Genomic DNA, 20,385 nt, shown 5'->3' with positions numbered 1-20,385 from the left:
GACATGCTGGAAGCCTACGAAGAGATAGCCGGGACACGGCCCCGGATCCGCCGTGACGTGCTCTTCACCGAGACCCCGGACGGTGTGCTGTTCCACAACGCGCACGGGGGATTCCACCTCAACGCCGCGTCCGCCTACCGCTTCGCCACCCTGCTCGTCCCCCATCTGAACGGCCGGCACCAGGTGGCCGACCTGTGCGAGGGGCTCGGCGAGAAGCAGCGGGCCATGGTCGGGCAGTTGGTGCGGACGCTGTACGAGCGGGAGTTCGCCCGCGACACGCCCGTACCGGACGAGTCGGCCCCGGCCGCCCTGCCGGCCGGGATAAGCGAGCGCTTCGCCCCGCAGATCGACTACGTCGACCACTACGCCGACGACGCGGCCCGTCGCTTCGCCGCCTTCCGCTCGGCGCGGGTGGCCGTCCTCGGTGACGACGCGGTCGCCGGCTGGTGCGCCCTGAGCCTGGTCCGCAACGGCATCGCCGCCGTCGGCCACCCGGCGGGCGCCGACGCCTTCGCCGCGGCGGCGGACGAGGCCGCGGGGCTCACCGCCGCGGGGTGCCCGGTGGCGCTGGAGCCGCTGACGACGGACCACCCCATGGGCTGGGACGACCTGACGGCGTACGACATCGTCGTGGTCACCGGCGGCACGGCGGGATCGCGGCAGCTCTTCCGGCTGCTGGAGGCCGGTGTGCCGGAGGGCAGGACGCTGGTGCCCGCGGCCATGTTCGGCGCTCGCGCGGTGATCGGCCCGCTGATGACGCGGGACACCACGGGCTGCTGGGCCTGCGCGGTGCTGCGGCTCGGTGCCCACGGCGACGCCGCGGCGGCGGCCGACCTGTGGAGCGGCATCTGTCTGCCCCCGGGCGGGGAGCCCGACGCGGCGCGGCCCGGCCGCAGCCTCTCGGCGATGATCGGGAACCTCCTGGGGTACGAGATCTTCCGGCTCACCACGGGCGCGCTGCCCGCCGAGACGCGCGGCCAGATCATCGTCCAGGACGTCGAGTCCTTCGACGTGGTCGCCGAGCCGCTGCTGGCGCACCCCCGCTGCCCGTTCTGCCGGACCGCGGAGGCCGCCGCTCCGGAGCCGGCCGAGCTGCCGGTGGACGAGCCCGCCCCGGCGGGCGGCACCACCTCCGCGGACATCGACACCGACGCGCTGCTCGCCGAGCTCAACAGCCGCCAGGTGCTGGTCGGGCGGCACGCGGGCGTCTTCCACCGGTTCACGGACGAGCCGTGGACGCAGACGCCGTTGAAGGTGGGGACGGTGACCCTGCCCCTGGGGCACGGCACGGACCGGCAGATCGCGGCGTTCGACCTGCACACCGTCGCGGGCGCCCGTCTGACGGCGCTCGACACCGCCGCGGGCGTCTACGCCGAGCATGTCGTCCCGCTGAGCGGAGTCCTCACCGGTGGCGCCGTGGACGCGGCCCGCGCCGCGGGCGCCCGGGTGTTCGCCCCCGCCGCGCTGACCGTGGCCAGCGGTCTGCCGGCCGGCGCCGGTGACGTGCCGGCCTGGGTCCGGGCCGGTTCGCTGACCGGCGGCGGGCCGGCGCTCGTCCCGGCGGGCGCGGTGCGCACCTTCGGCCCGTACAACAGCGACCGGCTCCACACCCCGACGTCGGCGGGCACCGGAGCGGGCCGGACGGTCTCCGACGCCACGGCGCGCGGCCTGCTCTCCGCCCTGTGCCACGACGCCCTGGAGCGGGCCGTGCGCGGGGCGGGCGGGGTGACGCGGATCGCGGGCGACGTGGCGGACGGCGATCCGGAGCTCACGTTCCTGGTGAGCTCGGCCCGCAACCTCGGTGTCGGGTACGAACTCCTCGACCTCGGCGAGACGGAGCGCTCCTCGGCGCATGTGCTCCTCGCCCGCGCGGTCCTCCCCCGGACCGGCGCCTGGGCCTGGGCCGTGGCGGGCGGGACGGACCCGCGGCGGGCCGCGGTGGCGGCGCTGCGCGACCTGCTGGGTCAGGAGCAGCTCGGGCGCGAGCTCGCGGAACACGGTGACTTCCCCCTGGACCTGGGCGATCCGCTGCTGGGCGACCTCGCCCCGGAGGCGCTGGCCGTCGAGGGGGACAGCGCCGCCCGGCCGGAGGCGACGTCGTACGCGGCGGTGCTCGCCCGGCTGCGTGCGGCGGGCCGCGACGCGCTCGTGGTGCCCACCGGTTCGGCGGACCTGCTGGCGGGCGGCATCAGCACGGTCCGGGTGCTGCTCACGCGTGAGGACGCCCATGCCTGCTGAGTGGGAGCGCGCCTGCCGGGAGTTCGCCGCACTGCTGGAGGGCTCCCCCGCGCGCACGGCGACCACACCTCCCCGCCATGGCGTGGCTGCGCCACGACACGGCTCCCCCGCGCGCGCCGGGACCGTCGAGGTCACCGCGCTCGGCACCCGCGACGAGCTGGCCCAAGGTCCCTCCGCCGAGCGGGAGTTCGGGCCGCGCGTGCAGCTCTACGGCCACCACGCGCTCGTGGGCCCCCTCCCCCGGGCCGCCGGGCTGCCGGGCGGCCCCTGTCCGCGGTGCCTGGCCCGGCGCTGGCAGTCGGTGCGCGGCCGCGCGCTGCGTGACGCCCTGGAGCTGGGTTCCGGCACCCGGGCCGCGGGCCGGCCGCCGTACGCCGTCCCGTTCCTCACCGACGCGGTCGCCGCGCTGGTGGCGGCCCGGCAGGGCGAAGAGCCGGCCGAGGAGGGCCCGTTCGGCGCCGTCCACCTCGTCGATCTGGAGACCCTGCGCGTCCGGCGGCATCTGCTCGTGCCGGACGCCGAGTGCCCGGACTGCGGGCGGTGCGTGCCCGACAGCGCGCGGGCCGCGACGCTCACCCTGCGGCCCGCGCCCAAGCACCGGCCCGGCTCGTTCCGGGTGCGGGCGGCCGAGGAGTACGACCTGCCGGTGGCGGCCTTCGCCAATCCGGTGTGCGGGGCGCTGGGCCCCGGGGTGGTGCACGACGTCGCGTCGACGTCCACGTCCGCCACGGTCGGCTGCTTCGAGCTGCGCTCGGGCGAGTATCTGCGCGAGACGTTCTGGGGCGGCCATGCCGACGCCTACGCCGACAGTGAGCGCGTCGGCGTGCTGGAGGGCCTCGAACGCGCGGCGGGCATGCGGGCCCGCGGCCGCCGCACGCAGGTGCGCGCGTCACTGGAGGCGCTGGGCGGCGATGCCCTGGACCCCCGTGAATGCGGGCTGTACACCGAGGAGTTCCACCGGGCGAACCCGCGCGCGGTGCCCTTCACCCCCGACCGGGAGATCCCGTGGGTGTGGGGGTACTCGCTGCGGGACCGGCGGCCGCTGCTCGTACCCGAGATCCTCACCTACTACAGCACGCCCGGCCTGGAGAACCGCTTCGTCCAGGAGAGCTCCAACGGCTGCGCCTCCGGCGGCTCGCTGGAGGAGGCGGTCTACCACGGGCTGATGGAGGTGATCGAGCGCGACGCCTTCCTGCTCGCGTGGTACGGCCGGGTGGCACTGCCCGAGATCGACCCGCGGAGCAGCACCAATGCGCGGACGCGGCAGATGGTGGACCGGCTCGCGATGTACGGCTACGAGGCGCGGTTCTTCGACACGCGGATCACGTTCCCGGTGCCGGTGGTGACGGCCGTCGCGGTCCGGAAGGACGGCGGGACGGGCACGCTGTGCTTCGGCGCGGGCGCGGGTCTCGACCCGGAGGCGGCACTCGCGGGCGGGCTGTGCGAGATCGCCACGGACGCGGTGCACATCCGGGGCCGGGCCGAGCGGGACGGCGCCCGGCTGCGGGCCATGGCCGCCGACTTCGGCAAGGTGCTGGCCCTGCACGACCATCCGCTGGTCTACGGCCTGCCGGAGATGGCCCGTCACGCCGCGTTCCTCCTGGACAACGGCGGCCCGAAGCGCGCGTTGGCGGAGCTCGCCGGACCCGGCACCGCGGTGTCGGCCGATCTGCGGGACGACGTCGAGCGGTGCGTGGCCGCGGTGACCGGCGAGGGCTTCGACGTGGTCGTCGTCGACCAGACCCTGCCCGAGCAGCGTGACCTGGGCCTGCACACCGTGAGCGTCCTCGTGCCCGGCCTGCTGCCGATCGACTTCGGCCACCAGCGGCAGCGGGCGCCGTGGATGCCGCGCATGCGGACGGCGCTGCGCGCGGCCGGTCTGCGCGACCGCGACCTGGAGCCCGGTGACCTCAACCCGGCCCCGCACCCCTTCCCCTGAGCCGCCGAACACCCAAGGAGAACTTGTGGGTCACGCCCATGACTACGCGGAAGCGATCATGCACCGCGGCAGGATCCCGATGGAGCCCGTCGGCTTCGTGCCCGACTGGTCGGACCGCCCGCGCAAGGGGAAGTTCTACCCCGGCGCCGAGACCTTCCCGCTGCCGGACGGGAACGGCACGGATCCCTCCGGCACCGTGCGGGAAGGGGTCTTCGCCGGGCCCGGCACGGAGCGCTTCACCCTGCCGCTGCTCGGCGGGATGCTCCTCGACTCCTACGGCCGGACCGGGCGCCGCCTCGGCGTCCAGGCAAACACCGACCTGCCGTCCCTGCCCTGCTACACCGACGCCAACTGGTCCCGGGGCACCGCCTCGGGCGGCGGTCTCTATCCCGTGACGGTCTACTGGGTGAACGGCCCCGGCGGGCCGCTCGCGCCGGGCGTCCACCACTACTCGACCACGCACCACGCGATGCGGCGGCTGCTGACGGGCGACGTCTCGGCGGAGGTGCGCGAGGCCGTCGGCCCCGACGTGACAGCCGGCCAATTCCTCGTCGTGGGCGTGAAGTTCTGGCAGAACGCCTTCAAATACAACAGCTTCTGCATGCACGCGGTCAGCATGGACGTGGGCGCCGCCCTGCAGACGTGGCGGATCTGGGCACGCGCCCGGGGACTGCGCGTGGAGCCCCTCCTGTGGTTCGACGAGCAGCGGCTGGCCCGGCTGCTCGGCGTCGACCTCCTGGAGGAGGGCATCTTCGCGGTGGTGCCGCTCTCCTGGGAGAAGGACGCGCCCCTGGCCCGCCCCACCGGAGCGGCGCCCCGGGTCCGGCGCACCGAGAGCGAACGCTCCCGCGAGGTGATCGCCTTCGAGGCCGTACGGCGGATCCAGGCGGCGACGGCCGAACGCGCCACCGAACGCCCCGCACCCGGCGCGATCGCCCCGGCGGCCGCCTTGCCGGAGCCCGCGCACGGCGAGCGCGTCGCGCTGCCGGAGCCGGAACCGCTGGACATGGGCGTGCGCGAGGCACTGCGGCGACGGCGCAGCAGCTTCGGACGGTTCGACGCCCGGCGCCCGCTGGCGGCCGCGCAGTTGGCCGCGGCCCTGGCGGCCTCCGCCTCGGCGTCCCTGGACAGTGACGCCACGGGTGCGGACGGGCCGCCGCTGGCGAAGCTGTACGTCTTCGTCAACCACGTCGAGGGCGTCGCCCCCGGCACGTACTCCTATCTGCCGGACACCCACGAGCTGCGCCTGGTCCGGCCGGGGCCGCCGGGCGGCTTCCTCCAGCGGAACTACTTCCTGTCCAACTACAACCTGGAGCAGGCCGCGGCCGTCGTGGTGCCCGCGGTGCGGATGGCCGCGGTGCTCGACGCGGTCGGCGACCGCGGCTACCGGCTGGTGAACGCGACGGTCGGAGCCGTGGCGCAGACCTTCTACACCGCGGCGGCCGCGCTGGGCGTGGGCAGCGGTGTCGCGCTCGGTTTCGACGCCGTGTCGTTCGTCGAGGAGCTGGACCTCACCGCAAGCGGCGAGTCACCACTGCTGATCATGCTCATCGGCCATGAGCGGCCCGGCTCCGCCGACTTCCGCTACGAACTCGCCTGAGCGGCACGGGGAAGACATGACCACCGAGAGATCCCACTGGACGATCAGCCCGCGCTTCATGCTGCGCGTGGCGGGCCTGCCCGTCGAAGCCGTACGGGCCCTGCGCTGCCCGGACACCGGCCGCTGGGCGGAGCGCGTGCTCCGCGAGGAGGCGCGGCTGCGGGCGCGCGGGGCAGAGCTCAGCGACCGGCTGCACCCGCTCGTCAAGGGCGCCGCGGGCGACCGCGAGCGGCGACTGCTGCTGCGGCTGCGGCGGGACGCCTTCAACGGCAGGCTGCCCGCCGGGGCCGAGGAGGCGCTCGCGCTGCTCGCCGCCGCCGACCCGGCCGCCGCGGCGGAGGCCGGCGACTGGCTGCGCGACCGCCGGGCCCTGGCCGCGCTGCTCGCCGAGGGCGCGCCCCTCCTCGCCGCCGAGACCACCCGCGCCCGCGCCGAACTGCGCGGCCTGCTGGGCGAGGAGCGGCTGCGGCTGGGGCTGCTGCTCGCGTCGCCGGAGCTGGAGGCGCGGCTGGACGCCTGCATCGGCACGGATCCGGCCCGGCGGCCGGACAAGCGGCAGCGGAAGATCGAGCGCTCCGCTCTGGCCTACCTCTACCGGACGGCGTGCAAGACCAGCCCGTTCAGCACCTTCACCGGGGTGGCGCTGGGGCGCTTCACCGACGACGCCGAGCAGACGATCCACGTTCCCGAGGTGTGGAGTGGCCATCCCCGGCTCAACGTCGTCGTGCTGGCCCGGCTCGCCGAGCTGATCGCCGCCGACCCCGGCCGGCGCGGCGACCTGCCCGTCACCCTCGCCCCCGGCTGGGGGCGCGACGACGACCGGATCCGCTATGTGCGCCGGTCGGTGACCGCGGGCGACGACGGCGCGGCGGTCACCTTCGACGCGGCGCGGGACCGGCTGTTCTTCCTCCGCCGCAGCGGCACCCTGGAGCGGCTGCTGGCCCTCTTCGCGGAGCGGCCGCTGCTGCGCCACCGCGAACTCGTGCGCTGGCTGGCCGCCGAGCGGGGCGCGGAACCGCGGGAGTGCGAGCGCTATCTGTCGGCCCTGCTGGAGCTGGGCATGGTGCAGATCCCGGCGCTGCGCACGGACGTGCACACCGCCGATCCGCTGCGCGCGTTCCGCGACGCGCTGCGCGACCTGGACCGCCCGTGGGCGACCCGGCTCGCGGAGACCCTGGAGTGGCCCGTCGCCTGCGTCGACCGCTACGCCACGGCCGGCGCGGGCCTGCGCCGGGAGCTGCTGGCCGAACTGCGCCGCGCCCTGACGGAGATCCAGCGGGACCTGGGGGCACCGGAGGCCGCCCTGCCGCGGACGCTCCTCTACGAGGACGTCCGCGCCGGATCCGCGGACACCGCCGTCACCTGCGGGCTCCGCCCCTGGACGGAGGCCGGGGGGCCGCTGGCCGCGCTGCGTTCGATCGAGCGCGTCCTGCCCGCCTTCGACCTGACGCTGCCTCAGCGCATCACGCTCAAGGGCTTCTTCGTGGCACGGTACGGCCGCGGCGGCCGGTGCGAGGACCTGCTGAAGCTGGTGCACGACTTCCACGAGGACTTCTACGACCAGTACGCGACCTTCACCGCGCGCCGCAAGCCCTTCGACGAACAGGGCGCGTACGTCCCCGAACCCAACTGGCTCGGCCTGCCGGGCATCGCGGCCGTGGACGCGGCGCGCGAGGAGTGGTCGGCCCGGATGCGGCGGCTGTGGGACACCGCCCGGGGTGCCGAGGAGATCTGTGTCCACGCCGGGACCATCGACGCGGTCGCAGGTCACCTCGAAGGGGTCGCGGCCGGTTTCGCGCCGCAGAGCCACTTCCTCCAGCTGGTGCCGCGCGACGGCGAACCGCTGGCCGTGCTCAACCAGTCCTACGGCGGACTCGCCTTCCCCTTCAGCCGGTTCACCCACTGCTACGACGGTGACGGGGAGGGGCTCTCCGGCCGGATCCGGCGCGCGGCGGCGGCCACGCAGCCGGAGGGCGCGGTGTTCGCCGAGATCACCGGCGGCTCTGTCACCAGCAACCTCAACCTCCACGGGCGCCTGACGGACCACCGGATCGTGTGCCCCGGCGATACCGGCACGGTGCCGCCGGAGCAGCAGATCCCCCTCGCCGACCTCTTCGTCGAGCACGACACCGGCGCCGACCGCCTGGTGCTGCGCTCGAAGCGGCTCGGACTCGAGGTCGTCCCCGTCTATCTCGGCTACCTCGTCCCCCTGGCACTGCCCGAGATCCCCCGCACGCTCCTGCTGCTCTCCCCCACCTCCATGGCTCCGCTCGACGTGTGGGGCGGGGTGCCGGAGGGGCCGGCCGAGGACGGGGTGACCTCGCGGCCGCGGGTGCGCCACGGCCGTCTCGTCCTGAGCAGGCGCAGCTGGACGTCCCCGGCCTCGGCGCTGCCGGCCGGGGTGGCGGGCGACGACGCCCGGCGGTTCCTGGAGTGGCAGCGGTGGCGCGCGAAGCACCGGCTCCCGCGCCGGGTCTTCGCCACCGTCACCCCTGCCGCCGCCGCGCCGGCGGCGGGCCGGGCCAAGCCGCAGTACGTCGACTTCGACAGCTGGCTCTCCCTCACCGCGCTCGAAGGGCTGCTGGGGAACCCCGCCGACCGGGTCGTCCTGCGTGAGGCCCTGCCCGACGAGGACGACCTGCACGCCGTCTCCGGCCGGGGCCGGCACGTGGCGGAACTGGCCGTCGAGACACTCCGTGACGACCGTGAAGGAACCGGTGCGCTGACATGACCGTACCCACCACCACGCCCGGCGCCTGGCAGGCCCTGCACATCCAGTACGCCGCCAACCCCCAGCCCCTGCTGACCCAGTGCGTCGGCCCGCTCGTCGAGGAGCTCACCGCCGACGGGCTGCTGGCGGGCCACTTCTTCATCAACTACTGGCTGGAGGGCCCGCACGTGCGGCTGCGGCTGCGACCCGCGACCGAGGCCGCCGCGGCCGAGGTCACGGCGCGCGCCGAGCGGGCCGTCGCGGCCTTCCTGCGGGAGCGGCCCGCGCTCTACGAGGTGGACTCCTCGGGCTTCCTCAACGAGTTCTACAACACCCTCTTCGAGCTGGAGTTCCCCAAGGACGAGCGGGACGGCTTCCTGGCCCCCGACGGGCGGATGAGGCTGCGCCCCAACAACACCTTCACCCGGGAACGTTACGAACCCGAGTACGGCAAGTACGGCGGCCCGGCCGGGGTGGAGCTCGCCGAGTGGCACTTCCGGCACTCCAGCGAGCTGGTCATCGAGGCCGTCCGCTCCATGAACCTCCACCTGCGGACCGTCCGCCTGGGCACCGCGGCCCAGCTGATGATGGTGATGGCGGGCTCCTTCCTGCCCGGCCGCACGGAGCTCGCGGAGTACCTCGACCGCTATCACGCCTTCTGGCAGAAGGCGTTCTCCGGCACGGACTTCATCGGCTCCGAGGAGTACGACCGCGCCTACACGGACATGGGCCCCGCCCTCGGCCGGCGCTTCGGCACCGTCCTCGGCGCCCTCGCCGACGGCGGGACCGGCCGGCTGCCCGGCTTCCTGCGCGGCTGGGCCGGGCACTGCGCCGAGCTGCGCGACCGCGCCACCGCCCTGGCCGTCCGCGGAGACCTCGTCTTCCGCTCCTGGGACGGCACCACCGACGAGCGGGTGGACGACCCGGCCGCCGCGCTGCCCCTCCTGCTGTCCCCCTATATGCACATGACCAACAACCGGCTCCATGTGACGATCCGCGACGAGGCGTATCTGTCGTACGTCCTGGGGCGCGCCCTGCGCGAGGAAGGCGGCCGATGACCTCCGGGCTGCTGGAGCGGCGGCCCGCCCTGCGCCCGGACGTCCTGCGCAGCGCGGCACTGCGGCGCGGCACGTCCGTGGTGCACCTGGTGAAGGACCCGTGCGGCGGGCAGTCCTTCGAGGTCGGCGTCAAGGAGCACTTCCTGATGGCGCGCCTGGACGGCACCCGCACCCTCGGGGAGATCGGCGAGGAGTACGCGCGCCACTTCGGCAGACGGCTGGGCGAGGCCAACTGGCGGCAGCTGCTCGGGCTGTTGTGGGAGAGACGCCTGCTGACGGGCGCCGAGCCGCCGGAGCCCGCTGCCGCGCCGGAGCCGGAGCGCAGCACGCTCCTCAAGGGCACCCTGCGGCTGACGGCCGACGCGGCCGCCACCACCGACCGGCTGTACCGGGCCGTCGGCTTCGCCCTGTCGCCCTGGTTCGTGGTGCCGCTCGTGCTGCTGGCGCTCGGCATGGAGGTGTACGTCGCCCTGCACCTGGGCGTGTTCACCGACGGGGCGCTGGAGCTGTTCCGGCAGCCGGCGACGCTGCTGGCGGTGGGCACGCTGCTGTGGGTGAGCACGGCCCTGCACGAGCTCGCCCACGGGGTGGTCGCCCGGCACTTCGGCGGGAAGGTCGGCGAGATCGGGCTGCGCTGGCACCTGCCGATGGTGTTCATGTACTGCAAGGTGGAGAACTACCTCTACCTGCCGACCCGTTGGGCCCAGGCCGCCACCGCGGCCGCGGGCACGGTCATGAACCTGGCGTTCCTGCTGCCGTTCCTCCTGCTGCGGTCGGTGCTGCCCGACGGCGACCCGGCCCGCGAGCCCCTCGCCGGGCTGCTGCTCGTCGGCTCCGTGCTGGCGCTCACCAATCTGGTGCCCCTGCCGCCGCTGGACGGCTACAAGATCCTCGGCCACTGCCTGGGCATGGCCGACTACGCCACCGAGAGCCGCCGCTTCCTGCGGTTGCTGGCCGCGCGTGCCGTGCGGCGCGGCCCCGGAGTCGCCGGATACCCGCGCGCGGCCCGGATCGCCTACGCCTCCTACGGGCTGGGGGCGGCCCTCCTCGTCGGCGGCAGCGGGGTGGGCGGCGTGCTGCTGTGCCACCACCTCCTCGCCGGCCGCTACGGCGTGTGGGCCGCCGTCGTCCCGGGCCTGCTGATCGTCGCCCTGGTGGCGGTCACGGGCCCCTGGGCCGGCCGCCGGCCCGCACCGTCCTCGTCCGCAACGACCTCGTCCGCAACGCGCAAGAAGAGCTGAGGAACCATGGGAAACAACAGGCCGACGAGCCCCGCGCTGGTGCTGGAGGGCGTACGCAAGCGCTACGGCGACGTCCGGGCGGTGGACGGGATCTCCCTGACGGTCGAGCGCGGCGAGTTCTTCGGCGTGCTCGGGCCGAACGGCGCGGGCAAGACCACCCTCGTGGAGATCATGGAAGGGCTGCGCCAGGCCGACGGGGGCACCCTGTCCGTACTCGGCTCCGCCCCCTGGCCGCGCAACCTGGACCTGCTGCCGCGCATCGGCGTGCAGACCCAGAGCTCCGCCTTCTTCACCCGGCTGACCGCGCGGGAACACCTGGCCACGGTCACCGCCCTCTACGGCGCCGACCCGGCCGGGGTGGACCGCACGCTCGCGCTCGTGGGGCTGACCGAGCAGCAGGACGTACGCATCGAGGTGCTCTCCGGCGGCCGGCGGCAGCGGCTCGCCATCGCCTCCGCCTTGGTGCACGACCCGGAGCTGATCTTCCTGGACGAGCCCACGGCGGCCCTCGACCCGCAGGCGCGCCGCGCGCTGTGGAAGGTGCTGCGCGCGCTGAAGAGCGAGGGGCGCACCATCGTCTACACCACGCACCACCTGGACGAGGCCGAGGCGCTCTGCGACCGGGTCGCGATCGTCGTCGCGGGCTCGGTGGTCGCGCTGGACAGCCCGGACCGGCTGGTGGGCGCGGCCAAGGCGCCGACCCGGCTGCTGGTGCCCGCCGACCGGCTGTCCCCGGAGCGGGCAAGGGAGTTCGACGGCGCCGACCGGGTCGTCGTCGAGGGCGGCTCGGTCGTCATCGAGACCAGGGCGGCCGGGCCGCTGCTGGCCGCGCTGGGGGCGGCCGTCGGCCTCGACGGCATCCGGACGCGCACCGCGACCTTGGAAGACGTCTATCTGGAGCTCACCGGCGAGCTCATCGGAACGGAGCAGGGCGCATGAGCGCGTACACCGCACTGACCGGCGCGAGTTACCGGGCGTCCGTCCGGGACCGCACCACGGTCTTCTTCACCTTCGCCTTCCCCCTGATCTTCCTGGTCGTCTTCGGCCTGATCTTCCGCGGCAAGAACGTGGAGGAGAGCGGCCGCGGCTACATCGACTACATCGCCCCCGGCGTCCTGTCGTGGGGCGTGGGCAACGCGGCCGTGTTCGGCGTGGCGTTCACCCTCATGCAGTGGCGCCGTGACGACCTGCTGCGCCTCATCCGGCTGACGCCCACCCCGCTGTCGTCGGTGCTCGCGTCGCGGTACGTCATCGCCCTGGTCATCGGGGCGGTGCAGGCGGTGCTGTTCATCGGGGTCGCGCTGCTGCCGGTGTTCGGCCTGCGGGTGGACGCCACCTGGCCGTGGGCCGTGCCGGTGCTGGTGTGCGGCATCACCGCGTTCCTCGCGATCGGGCTGGTGATCGGGGCGCGGGCGGACACCCCGGAGGCGGTGGCGGCCGTCGCCAACTGCGTGATGGTGCCGATGGCGTTCCTGTCCGGTTCGTTCTACCCCCTCGACGCGATGCCCTCCTGGCTCCAGTCCGTCTCCAAGGTGCTGCCCCTGCACTATCTCAACGACGGCATCTCCCGGGCCGTCTCCGGGCGCGCGGATCTCGCCTCGACGGCCGTGGCCTGCGCCGGACTCGCCCTGTTCGCCGTGGTCTTCGGCCTGATCGCGGTCAAGGTCTTCCGCTGGAGCAACGACTCATGAGCACACCCCTGGCAACCGCGAGCGAGCACCTCCGCCAGGCGCTCACCGAGCGCTTCCACGCCTCCGCCCAGGCTTCGGGCGGGCCGGCCCCCGTCGTCGTGCCCGTGGGTGCCGCCGACGCCTTCCGGCCCGGCGAGGACCCGCACGGCGATCCGCGCGCCCGCGCCACCGTGCACCTGACCGCGCAGGCGGTGCTGATCGGCCCCTGGGGCGCCACCGAGGAGGCGACCGCGGCCTGCGGCCACTGCCTCGCGCGGCGCTGGCAGCGGCTGCGCTCCCGCTCCGAACGCGACGCGCTGGAGGTGGGCACCCGCATGACCGCGGCGGGCACCTGGCCCGTACTGCCCGGCTACGCCGTGGACACCGTCTGGGCGGTGTACGAGGCGGTGCTGCTCTCGGGCCGCCCGGTGGCGGCGGGGCGGCCGGACGGCGAGTGGCACACCGCCGCGGACCGCCCGCTGCCCCAGGTCTCCCGCGTCGACCTCGCCACCTTGAAGGTCACCACGCTGCCGCTGCTCACCGAGCCGCTGTGCCCGCACTGCGGCCCGGCCCCCGACACCGGGGCCCGGCCGGAGCTGGTGTCCCGGCGCAAGCCCGCGCCGGACGCCGCACGTCTGCGCCCGGCGGACGCCTACCCGCTGCCGAGGGGCGCGCTCGCCAACCCCGTGTGCGGCGCGCTCGGCGAGGGCACCTGGCTCGACGTCGCCTCGCCCACGACCTCGCCCGTGGCGGGCAGCGTCTTCGTCCGCACCTACGCGGGCCTGTCCGACGTCACCTGGAGCGGCCAGGCCAACTCCTTCGCCGCCAGCCGGACGCTGGCCTTCCTCGAAGGGCTGGAACGGTACGCGGGCATCCACCCCCGGCGCCACGGCGAGCCGGTCGTGGAGTCGTACGACGACGTCCGTGACGAGGCCGTCGATCCGCGCACCTGCGGCACCTACGCGCCCCGGACGTACCGCGACGACCCGATGCTCGAACCGTTCGACCCCGCGCGGAAGATCCCCTGGGTGCGGGGCCATTCGCTGCGCGACGGCCGCACGGTGCTGGTGCCCCGGCGGGCGGTCCACTACGGCGCGGGCGTGGACAGCGACAACTTCGTCTTCGAGAGCTCCAACGGCTGCGCCACCGGCAGCTGTCTCGAGGAAGCCGTGCTCTTCGGGATGCTGGAGCTCATCGAGCGGGACGCGTTCCTGCTCGGGTGGTACGGCCGGGCCCGCCTCACGGGCATCGACCTGGCCTCGTGCCGCGGCGGCGCGGTGCGCGCCATGGCCGACCGCGCGGCCCTCCAGGGCTACGACGTGCGGGCCTTCGACAACCGCGTCGATCTGCCCGTGCCCGTCGTGACCGCCGTGGCGGTGCGCCGCGACTGCGGCCCCGGCACGCTCTCCTTCGCGGCGGGCGCCCGCCTCGACCCGGAGGAGGCGGTGGAGGCGGCGCTGTCGGAGGTCCTCACCTATCTCCCGCACCTGGACCGCCAGGTGGCCGAGCACCGGGAGGAACTGGAGGCGATGGCCGACGACTTCTCCCTCGTGCGCCAGCTCAGCCACCACGCCCGGCTCTACGGTCTGCCGCGGATGGCACGGCACGCGCGCGAATATCTGGAGCCCGCCGAGGTCCGCCCGGTGGACGAGCTCTACGCCGGCTGGCGACGGCCCGCCACGGGCGATCTGCTCGACGACGTGCTGCTGTGCCGCGACGTGCTGGTGCGCGCGGGCTTCGATGTGATCGTGGTCGACCAGACCTCGCCCGAGCAGGAGCGCATGGGGCTGCGCACGGTGTCGACCGTCGTGCCGGGGCTCGTCCCGATCGACTTCGGCTGGGACCGGCAGCGGGTGCTGGGGATGGACCGGCTGCGCACGGCGTTCCGGCGGGCGGGCCTGCGGACGACGGATCTGCGGGACGAGGAGATCCGCCGGGTGCCGCACCCGTTCCCCTGACCCACCCCGGGCCGCGACGCGGAACAGCCCTCTCCAGGACGGAGGATCCCGTTCCGGAGAGGGCTGCCGGTGCGCGGCTCGTCAGGCGGAGCAGCTGGTGGTGCTGGTCGTGCTGGAGCAGGTGCTGGTGGAGCTGGAGCTGGTGGAGCCGGCGAGGACGACCTCGCTGGCGTCCGAGTAGTCCGAGATCTCGAAGGTCTCCGACTCCAGCTCCAGGATCTCCTGGGCGAGGGAAGCGAGTTCGGCCTTCTGAGCCATGGTTCATCTCCTTCGTGCGGTCGGGCGGGGACGGGGGCCCCGCCCTTCGTTCCTTGCCCGGTCAGTCCACCAGGGGCCGCTGACAGATCACTGCGCGACCGCTGACACCGGGTGTCAGCGGCGCCTCCACGACATCCACGGGAAAGGCGGATCCATGCTCACCGAGGAGCTGCTGCGGGCGGTCACCACGCTCTACCTCGACCTCCACGCCCATCCGGAGCTCTCCGGGTCGGAGGCACGGACAGCGGACAGGTTCGCCGACTGGCTCACGGCGGCGGGCTGCCGGGTGACCACGGGCGTCGGCGGCCACGGTGTCGTCGGCGTGCTGGAGAACGGCGACGGGCCACGGGTGATGCTCCGCGCCGAGCTCGACGCCCTGCCCGTACGGGAGCGGACCGGCCTGCCGTACGCGAGCCAGGTCACAGGTCCCTCGCCTGTCATGCACGCCTGCGGCCACGATCTGCACCTCGCGGCTGTGGCGGGCGCGGTGAGCGTGCTGGCCGGGGACAGGCGGCGGTGGCGGGGCACGCTGCTGGTCGTCGGGCAGCCCGCGGAGGAGACGCTGACCGGCGCGCGGGCCATGCTCGGCGACGGGCTCTACGAGCGGTTCGGCCGCCCCGACGCGGTGCTGGCCCAGCACGCGGCGCCGTTCCCGGCGGGCATGGTCGCGCACGGCTCGGGCCCGGTGACGGCCGGCAGTGTGTCCCTCGACGTGGTGGTGCACGGCCGCGGCGGGCACGCGGCGACGCCCCATCTGGCCGTGGACCCGGTCGTGACGGCGGCCGCGACGGTGCTCCGTCTCCAGTCCGTGGTCGCCGCCGAGACGGCACCGGCGGAACAGGCGGTCCTCACGGTGGGCCGGCTGCACGCGGGCCGACAGAGCAATGTCGTCCCCGACCGGGCCGAACTCGGCGTCACCGTCCGCGCCTTCTCCGAGTCCGCGCTCGACCGGCTGTCGGCGGCCGTGCACCGGGTCATACGGGCCGAGTGCGCCGCCTCGGACTGCCCCGAGCCGCCGGACGTCACCGTCTCGTCCCGTTCCCCCGTCAACCTCCCCGATCCCCGGCTGACTTCGGCCGTACGGGAGGCGCACGAGGAGGCCTTCGGCACGGAGCGGGTCACGGGGTGGTCGCCGTCCCTGGCCGCGGAGGACTTCCCGCTCTTCGCCGAGGGCGGGGTGGCGACCGCCTATTGGATGCTCGGGACGGCCGGGCCACGGGAGTGGGCGGCAGCGCGGCACACCCCGCTCCCGCCGAACCACTCCCCCTTCTTCGCCCCGCACGCCCGCCTCGCCGTCCCAGCCGGTGTCGAGGCGATGGTGACAGCGGCCCTGTGCGCCCTGTCCGTCACGTGAACGAGGCCCGCTGGGGCAGCAGTTCCACGGAAAGGTGCGGGGACAGCGCGCGGAGGAAGTCGGGCGCGTCGAAGATCTCACCGGCGGAGGCGACACCGACGGTCTTCGTCCGTCCCGCCAGGATGCGGTCGACCGCCTCCACCGCGAGCGGCGCGGTGACGGCGTAGATGTCCCGGCCCCTCGCCACAGCACGCCGCTCGCTGCCGCCGGAACGCACGACGACGTCGACGAGGAAGGTCTGCGCGGACCGCCCGGACTCGTCGGCCGCGACCGGCTCCGGGGTGTCCGGCGCCAGCACCTCCCCGGTCGCCTCGACCGTCATATAGGTGCACACCTCGGGAACGCCCAGGTGGCGGGGCACGGTGACGACGTCGACGGTCGTGAACTCCCCGATGACGTCCCGGGGTCCCACCGGTTCGGGGAAGGGCCACCGCAGGGTCGGCAGCGCGTCGTGGTGCGACTCCAGCCGTCCCCGCGTGTACCGCAGACGCCGGCCGCCCCGCCGCTGCCGGGAGACCGCGCTCGTGGCGCGCGTCCCGGCGGTGGGGTGCCAACTGCTCAGCGCGTACGCGATGTGCGCCTCGTCGGCCGCGGTCCAGTCGCCCATCGCGGCGGTGGTCATGAGGTCGCCGAGGCCTCCGTAGAAGGCCATCGCGGGCACGATCACGGCCCTCGCCGCGCGGGCGCGGTCCGCGAAGTGCGTGAACGTGTCGATGCCTGCCTCGATCTCGCCCGTCACGTCCACGTACGGGATCCCGGCGCGCAGGGCCGCCTCGATCACGGGGGCGGCCGTCGTGGCGAAGGGCCCGGCGCAGTTGATCACTGCGGTCGCGCCGGTCAGCGCGCGGTCGAGGGCGGCGGGGTCGCCGGCCGACGCCGGGCGGACGTCCGATCCGGGTGCGGATGCCGCCAGTTCCTTCAGCTTGCCGGCGTCGCGGCCGGAGAGGACGGGCACGAACCCCCGGTCCCGCAGCTCTGCCACCACGAAGCGCCCGGTGTGCCCGTACGCGCCGAACACCACCACCGTGTGCGCCGATCCCATGAGTTCTCCCGCTTGTGCTCGAATGATCCGGTGCGGACAGCCTGCCGGGCGCGGGCCGGCCGATGTGAGTGTCCGGAACGACGTGCTGCGTACACTTCCGGACATGGACACTGTCGCGCTGGCCGTCACCGACGGAATGCTGCCCTTCGAACTGTCCTTGGCCTGCGAGGTCTTCGGGTCCGGCCCGGCCGACCCCTGGTACGACCTCGTCGTGTGCGGGCCGGGCTCGGTGCGGGCCGGGCGGTTCCGGCTGGAGCCCGACCACGGCCTCGACCGGCTCCCGCACGCGGACACCGTGATCGTCCCGGGCTGGGCCGACGTCGAGGTGGACCCGCCCGCCGAGCTGGTCGACGCGGTGCGCGCGGCCCACGAGGCGGGCGCGCGCGTGGCCTCCCTCTGCACGGGCGCGTTCGTGCTGGCCGCCGCCGGCCTGCTCGACGGACGGCGCGCGACCACGCACTGGGCGCACACCGAGGACCTCGCCGCCCGCCATCCCCAGGTGGAGGTGGACCCGGACGTGCTCTACGTGGACAACGGCAGCGTGCTCACCTCCGCGGGCAAGGCCGCCGCCATGGACCTGTGCCTGCACCTCGTCCGCCTCGACCACGGCGCGGCGGTCGCCAACGCGGTGGCCCGCCGCCTGGTCGTGCCGCCCCATCGGGACGGCGGCCAGGCCCAGTTCGTCACCACACCGGTGCCCGCCCCGGCCGGACACCCGCTCGCCGAGCTGTTCCCCTGGGTGCTCGAACGGCTGGACCGCCCGCTGACCGTGGAGGATCTGGCCCGCCGGGCACGGATGAGCTCGCGCCACCTGGGCCGCCACTTCAGGGCGGCGACCGGCACCACGCCGCTGCGCTGGCTGCTGACCCAGCGGATCCGCCGCGCCCAGGAGTTGCTGGAGACCACCGACGACAGCGTCCGGGCCATCGCGGCGGCCACCGGCATGGGCACCGCCACGACGCTGCGCCGGCACTTCAACCGCACGGTCGGTGTGCCCCCGGACACCTACCGCCGCACCTTCCGCTCGCGGGCCCGGTAGCCGCGCGGCGGACAGGCGCCGTTGCCGGACAGCCGCACCTCCTTGCAGGGTGGGCACCAGGTCACCCGACCGGGACTGCCAGAGGAAGGACACACTGATGGGCCAGCCGTTCGGTTCCTACCAGAACGAGATCTACTTCGACGGGCTGCGCGGCGTCCGGCCGCGGTTCCCGATGTCCCACGGCGAGCTGGAGGCCAGGGCCCTGGCCGTGCTGCCGGAGTCCGTGCGCGACTACGTCGCCGGGGGCGCGGGCGACGAGCGCACCCAGCGGGCCAACGTGGCCGCCTTCGAGCGGTGGGGGCTGTATCCCAGGATGTTCGTGGGGGCCGCGCGACGCGACCTCTCGGTCGACGTGTTCGGAATGGCACTGCCCGCACCGCTGTTCATGGCACCCATCGGCGTCATCGGGCTGTGCGCCCAGGACGGGCACGGCGATCTGGCGACGGCCCGGGCGGCCGCCCGTACCGGAGTGCCGATGGTCGCCTCGACGTTCTCCGTCGACCCGATGGAAGCGGTCGCGGCCGAGACGGGGCCGGCACCGGCCCTCTTCCAGCTCTACACGCCCACCGACCGGGATCTCGCCGGAAGTCTGGTCGAGCGGGCCGAGAAGGCGGGGTTCAAGGCGATCGTGGTCACCCTGGACGCCTGGCTGACCGGCTGGCGCCCGCGCGACCTGCGCACCGGCAACTTACCGCAGCTGCGCGGCCACTGCCTGGCCAACTACACCTCCGACCCCGTCTTCCGCGCGGGCCTGGAGCGCACGCCGGAGGAGGACCCGCAGGCCGCGGCCCTGCGCTGGAGCGAGCTCTTCGGCAACCCCCTCACCTGGGACGACCTGTCCTGGCTGCGCTCGATCACCACACTGCCGCTGATCGTGAAGGGCCTGTGCCACCCCGAGGACGTACGCCGTGCCCGGGACGGCGGCGTGGACGGCGTCTACTGCTCCAACCACGGTGGCCGCCAGGCCGACGGGGGCCTGCCCGCCCTCGACGCCCTGCCCGGCGTCGTCGAGGCGGCCGACGGACTGCCCGTCCTCTTCGACTCCGGCGTCCGCACCGGAGCGGACGTCGTCAAGGCGCTCGCCCTGGGGGCCACCGCCGTCGGCATCGGCCGCCCGTACGCCTACGGCCTCGCCGTCGGCGGCACCGACGGCATCGTCCACGTCCTGCGCTCGGTGCTGGCCGAGGCCGACCTGCTGATGGCCGTCGACGGCTATCCCACCCTCGCGGACCTCACCCCCGAGGCGCTCCGGCGCGTCGGCTGACGCACTCGCTCCCGGCACGCCCCGACCCGCCGCATCCGCGCCCGCTCGTCCGGAAAGACATCCCCCATGCCCCTCGACCCGGCCATCGCCGCCCTCCTCGACGGAGTCGACTCCGTCCTCTCGATGCCCATCCGCACCACCGATCCCCGAGTGCTCCGCGAGGCGGAGCGGCAACTGTCGGCCGCGGCCGGGGCCGTACGCCCGATCGCCGTCGGTTCCGTGCGGGATGCCACGGTGCCCGGCCCCGCCTGGGACGTGCCCGTGCGGATCTACCGGCCCATGGCCGAGGGGCCCGCCCCCACCGTGGTCTACTTCCACGGCGGCGGCTGGATCGCCGGCGACCTCGACAGCCACGACCTGGTCACCCGCCGCCTGTGCCGCGACGTCGGCGCCGTGGTGGTCGCCGTCCACTACCGCCGGGCCCCCGAGCACCCCTTCCCCGCCCCTTACGAGGACTGCCTGGCCGTGGCGCGCCACGTCGCCGGCCACATCGAGGAGTACGGCGCCCGCCGCGACCGCCTCGCCCTGGCCGGGGACAGCGCGGGCGCCAATCTCTGCGCCGTGACCGCGCAGACGTTCCGCGACGAAGGCCGCCCGCTCGCGGCGCAGTTGCTCGCCTACCCCGCGACCGACTTCGACGGTGAGTACGCCTCCCGCTCCGAGAACGGGGCCGGATACATGCTCACCACCGAGAACATCGCCGACACCCAGTATCTCTACGCCGGCGACGACCCGGCCGTACGGAGCTGCCCCCAGGTCTCCCCGCTGCGCGCCGAGAGCCTCGCGGGGCTCGCGCCCGCGGTCGTCGCCACCGCGCAGTACGACCCGCTGCGCGACGAGGGTCTGGCCTACGCGGAAGCGCTGCGCGACGCCGGGGTGGAGGTGTTCGCGCGGAACTACGAGGGGCTGATCCACGGCTTCTTGAACCTCTGCCCCCTCTCCCCCGGCGCCGACACCGCGGCGGGCGAGCTGTTCGCCCGCCTCGCCCACCTGCTCAAGTGAGCGGCCCGGGGC

The 20,385-nt window shown here is 74.6% G+C and carries 15 protein-coding genes; 13 read left to right on the top strand and 2 right to left on the bottom strand.

Annotated elements, in window-relative coordinates; genetic code table 11:
• The first annotated feature begins 3 nt into the window (after positions 1–3).
• From ACFY1P_RS23765 to ACFY1P_RS23725, 9 genes are read left to right on the top strand one after another with little or no spacing between them, the layout of a single operon-like run.
• Complete coding sequence (locus tag ACFY1P_RS23765; protein WP_390751808.1) at positions 4–2,238, top strand: TOMM precursor leader peptide-binding protein; 2,235 nt, start codon at positions 4–6, stop codon at positions 2,236–2,238.
• Positions 2,228–4,177 carry a TOMM precursor leader peptide-binding protein gene (locus ACFY1P_RS23760; RefSeq protein ID WP_390751807.1) on the top strand — a complete coding sequence of 650 codons (1,950 nt, stop codon included), beginning with the start codon at positions 2,228–2,230 and terminating at the stop codon, positions 4,175–4,177. The genes ACFY1P_RS23765 and ACFY1P_RS23760 overlap by 11 nt, the downstream gene beginning before the upstream one ends.
• A 25-nt stretch (positions 4,178–4,202) precedes the next feature.
• On the top strand, positions 4,203–5,777 hold the full coding sequence (locus tag ACFY1P_RS23755) for a nitroreductase family protein (protein WP_390751806.1): 1,575 nt from the start codon (positions 4,203–4,205) through the stop codon (positions 5,775–5,777).
• A 16-nt stretch (positions 5,778–5,793) separates the two neighbouring features.
• On the top strand, positions 5,794–8,508 hold the full coding sequence (locus ACFY1P_RS23750) for a lantibiotic dehydratase (RefSeq protein WP_390751805.1): 2,715 nt from the start codon (positions 5,794–5,796) through the stop codon (positions 8,506–8,508).
• The gene (locus ACFY1P_RS23745; protein ID WP_390751804.1) at positions 8,505–9,545 is read left to right on the top strand and encodes a lantibiotic dehydratase C-terminal domain-containing protein; all 1,041 of its coding nucleotides are present in this window, start codon (positions 8,505–8,507) and stop codon (positions 9,543–9,545) included. Before ACFY1P_RS23750 ends, ACFY1P_RS23745 begins: the two co-directional genes overlap by 4 nt.
• Positions 9,542–10,786: a site-2 protease family protein gene (locus ACFY1P_RS23740; protein WP_390751803.1), complete on the top strand. Its 1,245-nt coding sequence runs from the start codon at positions 9,542–9,544 to the stop codon at positions 10,784–10,786. Before ACFY1P_RS23745 ends, ACFY1P_RS23740 begins: the two co-directional genes overlap by 4 nt.
• Positions 10,787–10,792: 6 nt before the next feature.
• On the top strand, positions 10,793–11,725 hold the full coding sequence (locus ACFY1P_RS23735) for an ABC transporter ATP-binding protein (RefSeq protein ID WP_361526213.1): 933 nt from the start codon (positions 10,793–10,795) through the stop codon (positions 11,723–11,725).
• Positions 11,722–12,477 (top strand): ABC transporter permease, encoded by a 756-nt coding sequence (locus ACFY1P_RS23730; RefSeq protein ID WP_390751802.1) that lies wholly within the window; start codon positions 11,722–11,724, stop codon positions 12,475–12,477. Before ACFY1P_RS23735 ends, ACFY1P_RS23730 begins: the two co-directional genes overlap by 4 nt.
• Entirely contained in the window at positions 12,474–14,414 is a 1,941-nt protein-coding gene (locus ACFY1P_RS23725) for a TOMM precursor leader peptide-binding protein (protein WP_390751801.1), read from the top strand. Before ACFY1P_RS23730 ends, ACFY1P_RS23725 begins: the two co-directional genes overlap by 4 nt.
• 81 nt (positions 14,415–14,495) lie before the next feature.
• On the opposite strand, the gene ACFY1P_RS23720 is transcribed toward ACFY1P_RS23725, so the two are convergent.
• Positions 14,496–14,672 carry a thiazolylpeptide-type bacteriocin gene (locus tag ACFY1P_RS23720; protein ID WP_361526204.1) on the bottom strand — a complete coding sequence of 59 codons (177 nt, stop codon included), beginning with the start codon at positions 14,670–14,672 and terminating at the stop codon, positions 14,496–14,498.
• 154 nt (positions 14,673–14,826) lie between these two features.
• Here ACFY1P_RS23720 and ACFY1P_RS23715 point away from each other — a divergent pair, with 154 nt between their 5' ends.
• The gene (locus tag ACFY1P_RS23715) at positions 14,827–16,026 is read left to right on the top strand and encodes an amidohydrolase (RefSeq protein WP_390751800.1); all 1,200 of its coding nucleotides are present in this window, start codon (positions 14,827–14,829) and stop codon (positions 16,024–16,026) included.
• Here the strand turns inward: ACFY1P_RS23715 and ACFY1P_RS23710 are convergent.
• Entirely contained in the window at positions 16,019–17,068 is a 1,050-nt protein-coding gene (locus tag ACFY1P_RS23710) for a saccharopine dehydrogenase family protein (protein ID WP_390751799.1), read from the bottom strand. The genes ACFY1P_RS23715 and ACFY1P_RS23710 overlap by 8 nt on opposite strands.
• Before the next feature lie 103 nt (positions 17,069–17,171).
• Between ACFY1P_RS23710 and ACFY1P_RS23705 the strand changes: the two genes are divergently transcribed.
• The 3 genes from ACFY1P_RS23705 to ACFY1P_RS23695 all read left to right on the top strand — a co-directional run bounded on the left by ACFY1P_RS23705 (position 17,172) and on the right by ACFY1P_RS23695 (position 20,373).
• Entirely contained in the window at positions 17,172–18,107 is a 936-nt protein-coding gene (locus ACFY1P_RS23705) for a helix-turn-helix domain-containing protein (protein ID WP_361526195.1), read from the top strand.
• 97 nt (positions 18,108–18,204) lie between these two features.
• On the top strand, positions 18,205–19,371 hold the full coding sequence (locus tag ACFY1P_RS23700; protein ID WP_361526192.1) for an alpha-hydroxy-acid oxidizing protein: 1,167 nt from the start codon (positions 18,205–18,207) through the stop codon (positions 19,369–19,371).
• A 66-nt stretch (positions 19,372–19,437) separates the two neighbouring features.
• Entirely contained in the window at positions 19,438–20,373 is a 936-nt protein-coding gene (locus ACFY1P_RS23695) for an alpha/beta hydrolase (RefSeq protein WP_390751798.1), read from the top strand.
• Positions 20,374–20,385: the final 12 nt, after the last annotated feature.

Source organism: Streptomyces sp. NPDC001407, from assembly GCF_042895325.1.
GTDB lineage: Bacteria > Actinomycetota > Actinomycetes > Streptomycetales > Streptomycetaceae > Streptomyces.
Note: the sequence above shows the minus strand (reverse complement) of the source record. Positions and strands in the feature narration are given on the sequence as shown.

Excerpts from the sequence above, each read along its gene's own strand:
- ACFY1P_RS23705 (WP_361526195.1), top strand. The coding sequence starts at position 17,172 with ATGGACACTGTCGCGCTGGCCGTCACCGACGGAATGCTGCCCTTCGAA.
- ACFY1P_RS23750 (WP_390751805.1), top strand. The coding sequence starts at position 5,794 with ATGACCACCGAGAGATCCCACTGGACGATCAGCCCGCGCTTCATGCTG.
- ACFY1P_RS23760 (WP_390751807.1), top strand. The coding sequence starts at position 2,228 with ATGCCTGCTGAGTGGGAGCGCGCCTGCCGGGAGTTCGCCGCACTGCTG.
- ACFY1P_RS23695 (WP_390751798.1), top strand. The coding sequence starts at position 19,438 with ATGCCCCTCGACCCGGCCATCGCCGCCCTCCTCGACGGAGTCGACTCC.
- ACFY1P_RS23700 (WP_361526192.1), top strand. The coding sequence starts at position 18,205 with ATGGGCCAGCCGTTCGGTTCCTACCAGAACGAGATCTACTTCGACGGG.
- ACFY1P_RS23740 (WP_390751803.1), top strand. The coding sequence starts at position 9,542 with ATGACCTCCGGGCTGCTGGAGCGGCGGCCCGCCCTGCGCCCGGACGTC.
- ACFY1P_RS23735 (WP_361526213.1), top strand. The coding sequence starts at position 10,793 with ATGGGAAACAACAGGCCGACGAGCCCCGCGCTGGTGCTGGAGGGCGTA.
- ACFY1P_RS23710 (WP_390751799.1), bottom strand. The coding sequence starts at position 17,068 with ATGGGATCGGCGCACACGGTGGTGGTGTTCGGCGCGTACGGGCACACC.
- ACFY1P_RS23730 (WP_390751802.1), top strand. The coding sequence starts at position 11,722 with ATGAGCGCGTACACCGCACTGACCGGCGCGAGTTACCGGGCGTCCGTC.
- ACFY1P_RS23765 (WP_390751808.1), top strand. The coding sequence starts at position 4 with ATGCTGGAAGCCTACGAAGAGATAGCCGGGACACGGCCCCGGATCCGC.
- ACFY1P_RS23715 (WP_390751800.1), top strand. The coding sequence starts at position 14,827 with ATGCTCACCGAGGAGCTGCTGCGGGCGGTCACCACGCTCTACCTCGAC.
- ACFY1P_RS23745 (WP_390751804.1), top strand. The coding sequence starts at position 8,505 with ATGACCGTACCCACCACCACGCCCGGCGCCTGGCAGGCCCTGCACATC.
- ACFY1P_RS23725 (WP_390751801.1), top strand. The coding sequence starts at position 12,474 with ATGAGCACACCCCTGGCAACCGCGAGCGAGCACCTCCGCCAGGCGCTC.
- ACFY1P_RS23720 (WP_361526204.1), bottom strand. The coding sequence starts at position 14,672 with ATGGCTCAGAAGGCCGAACTCGCTTCCCTCGCCCAGGAGATCCTGGAG.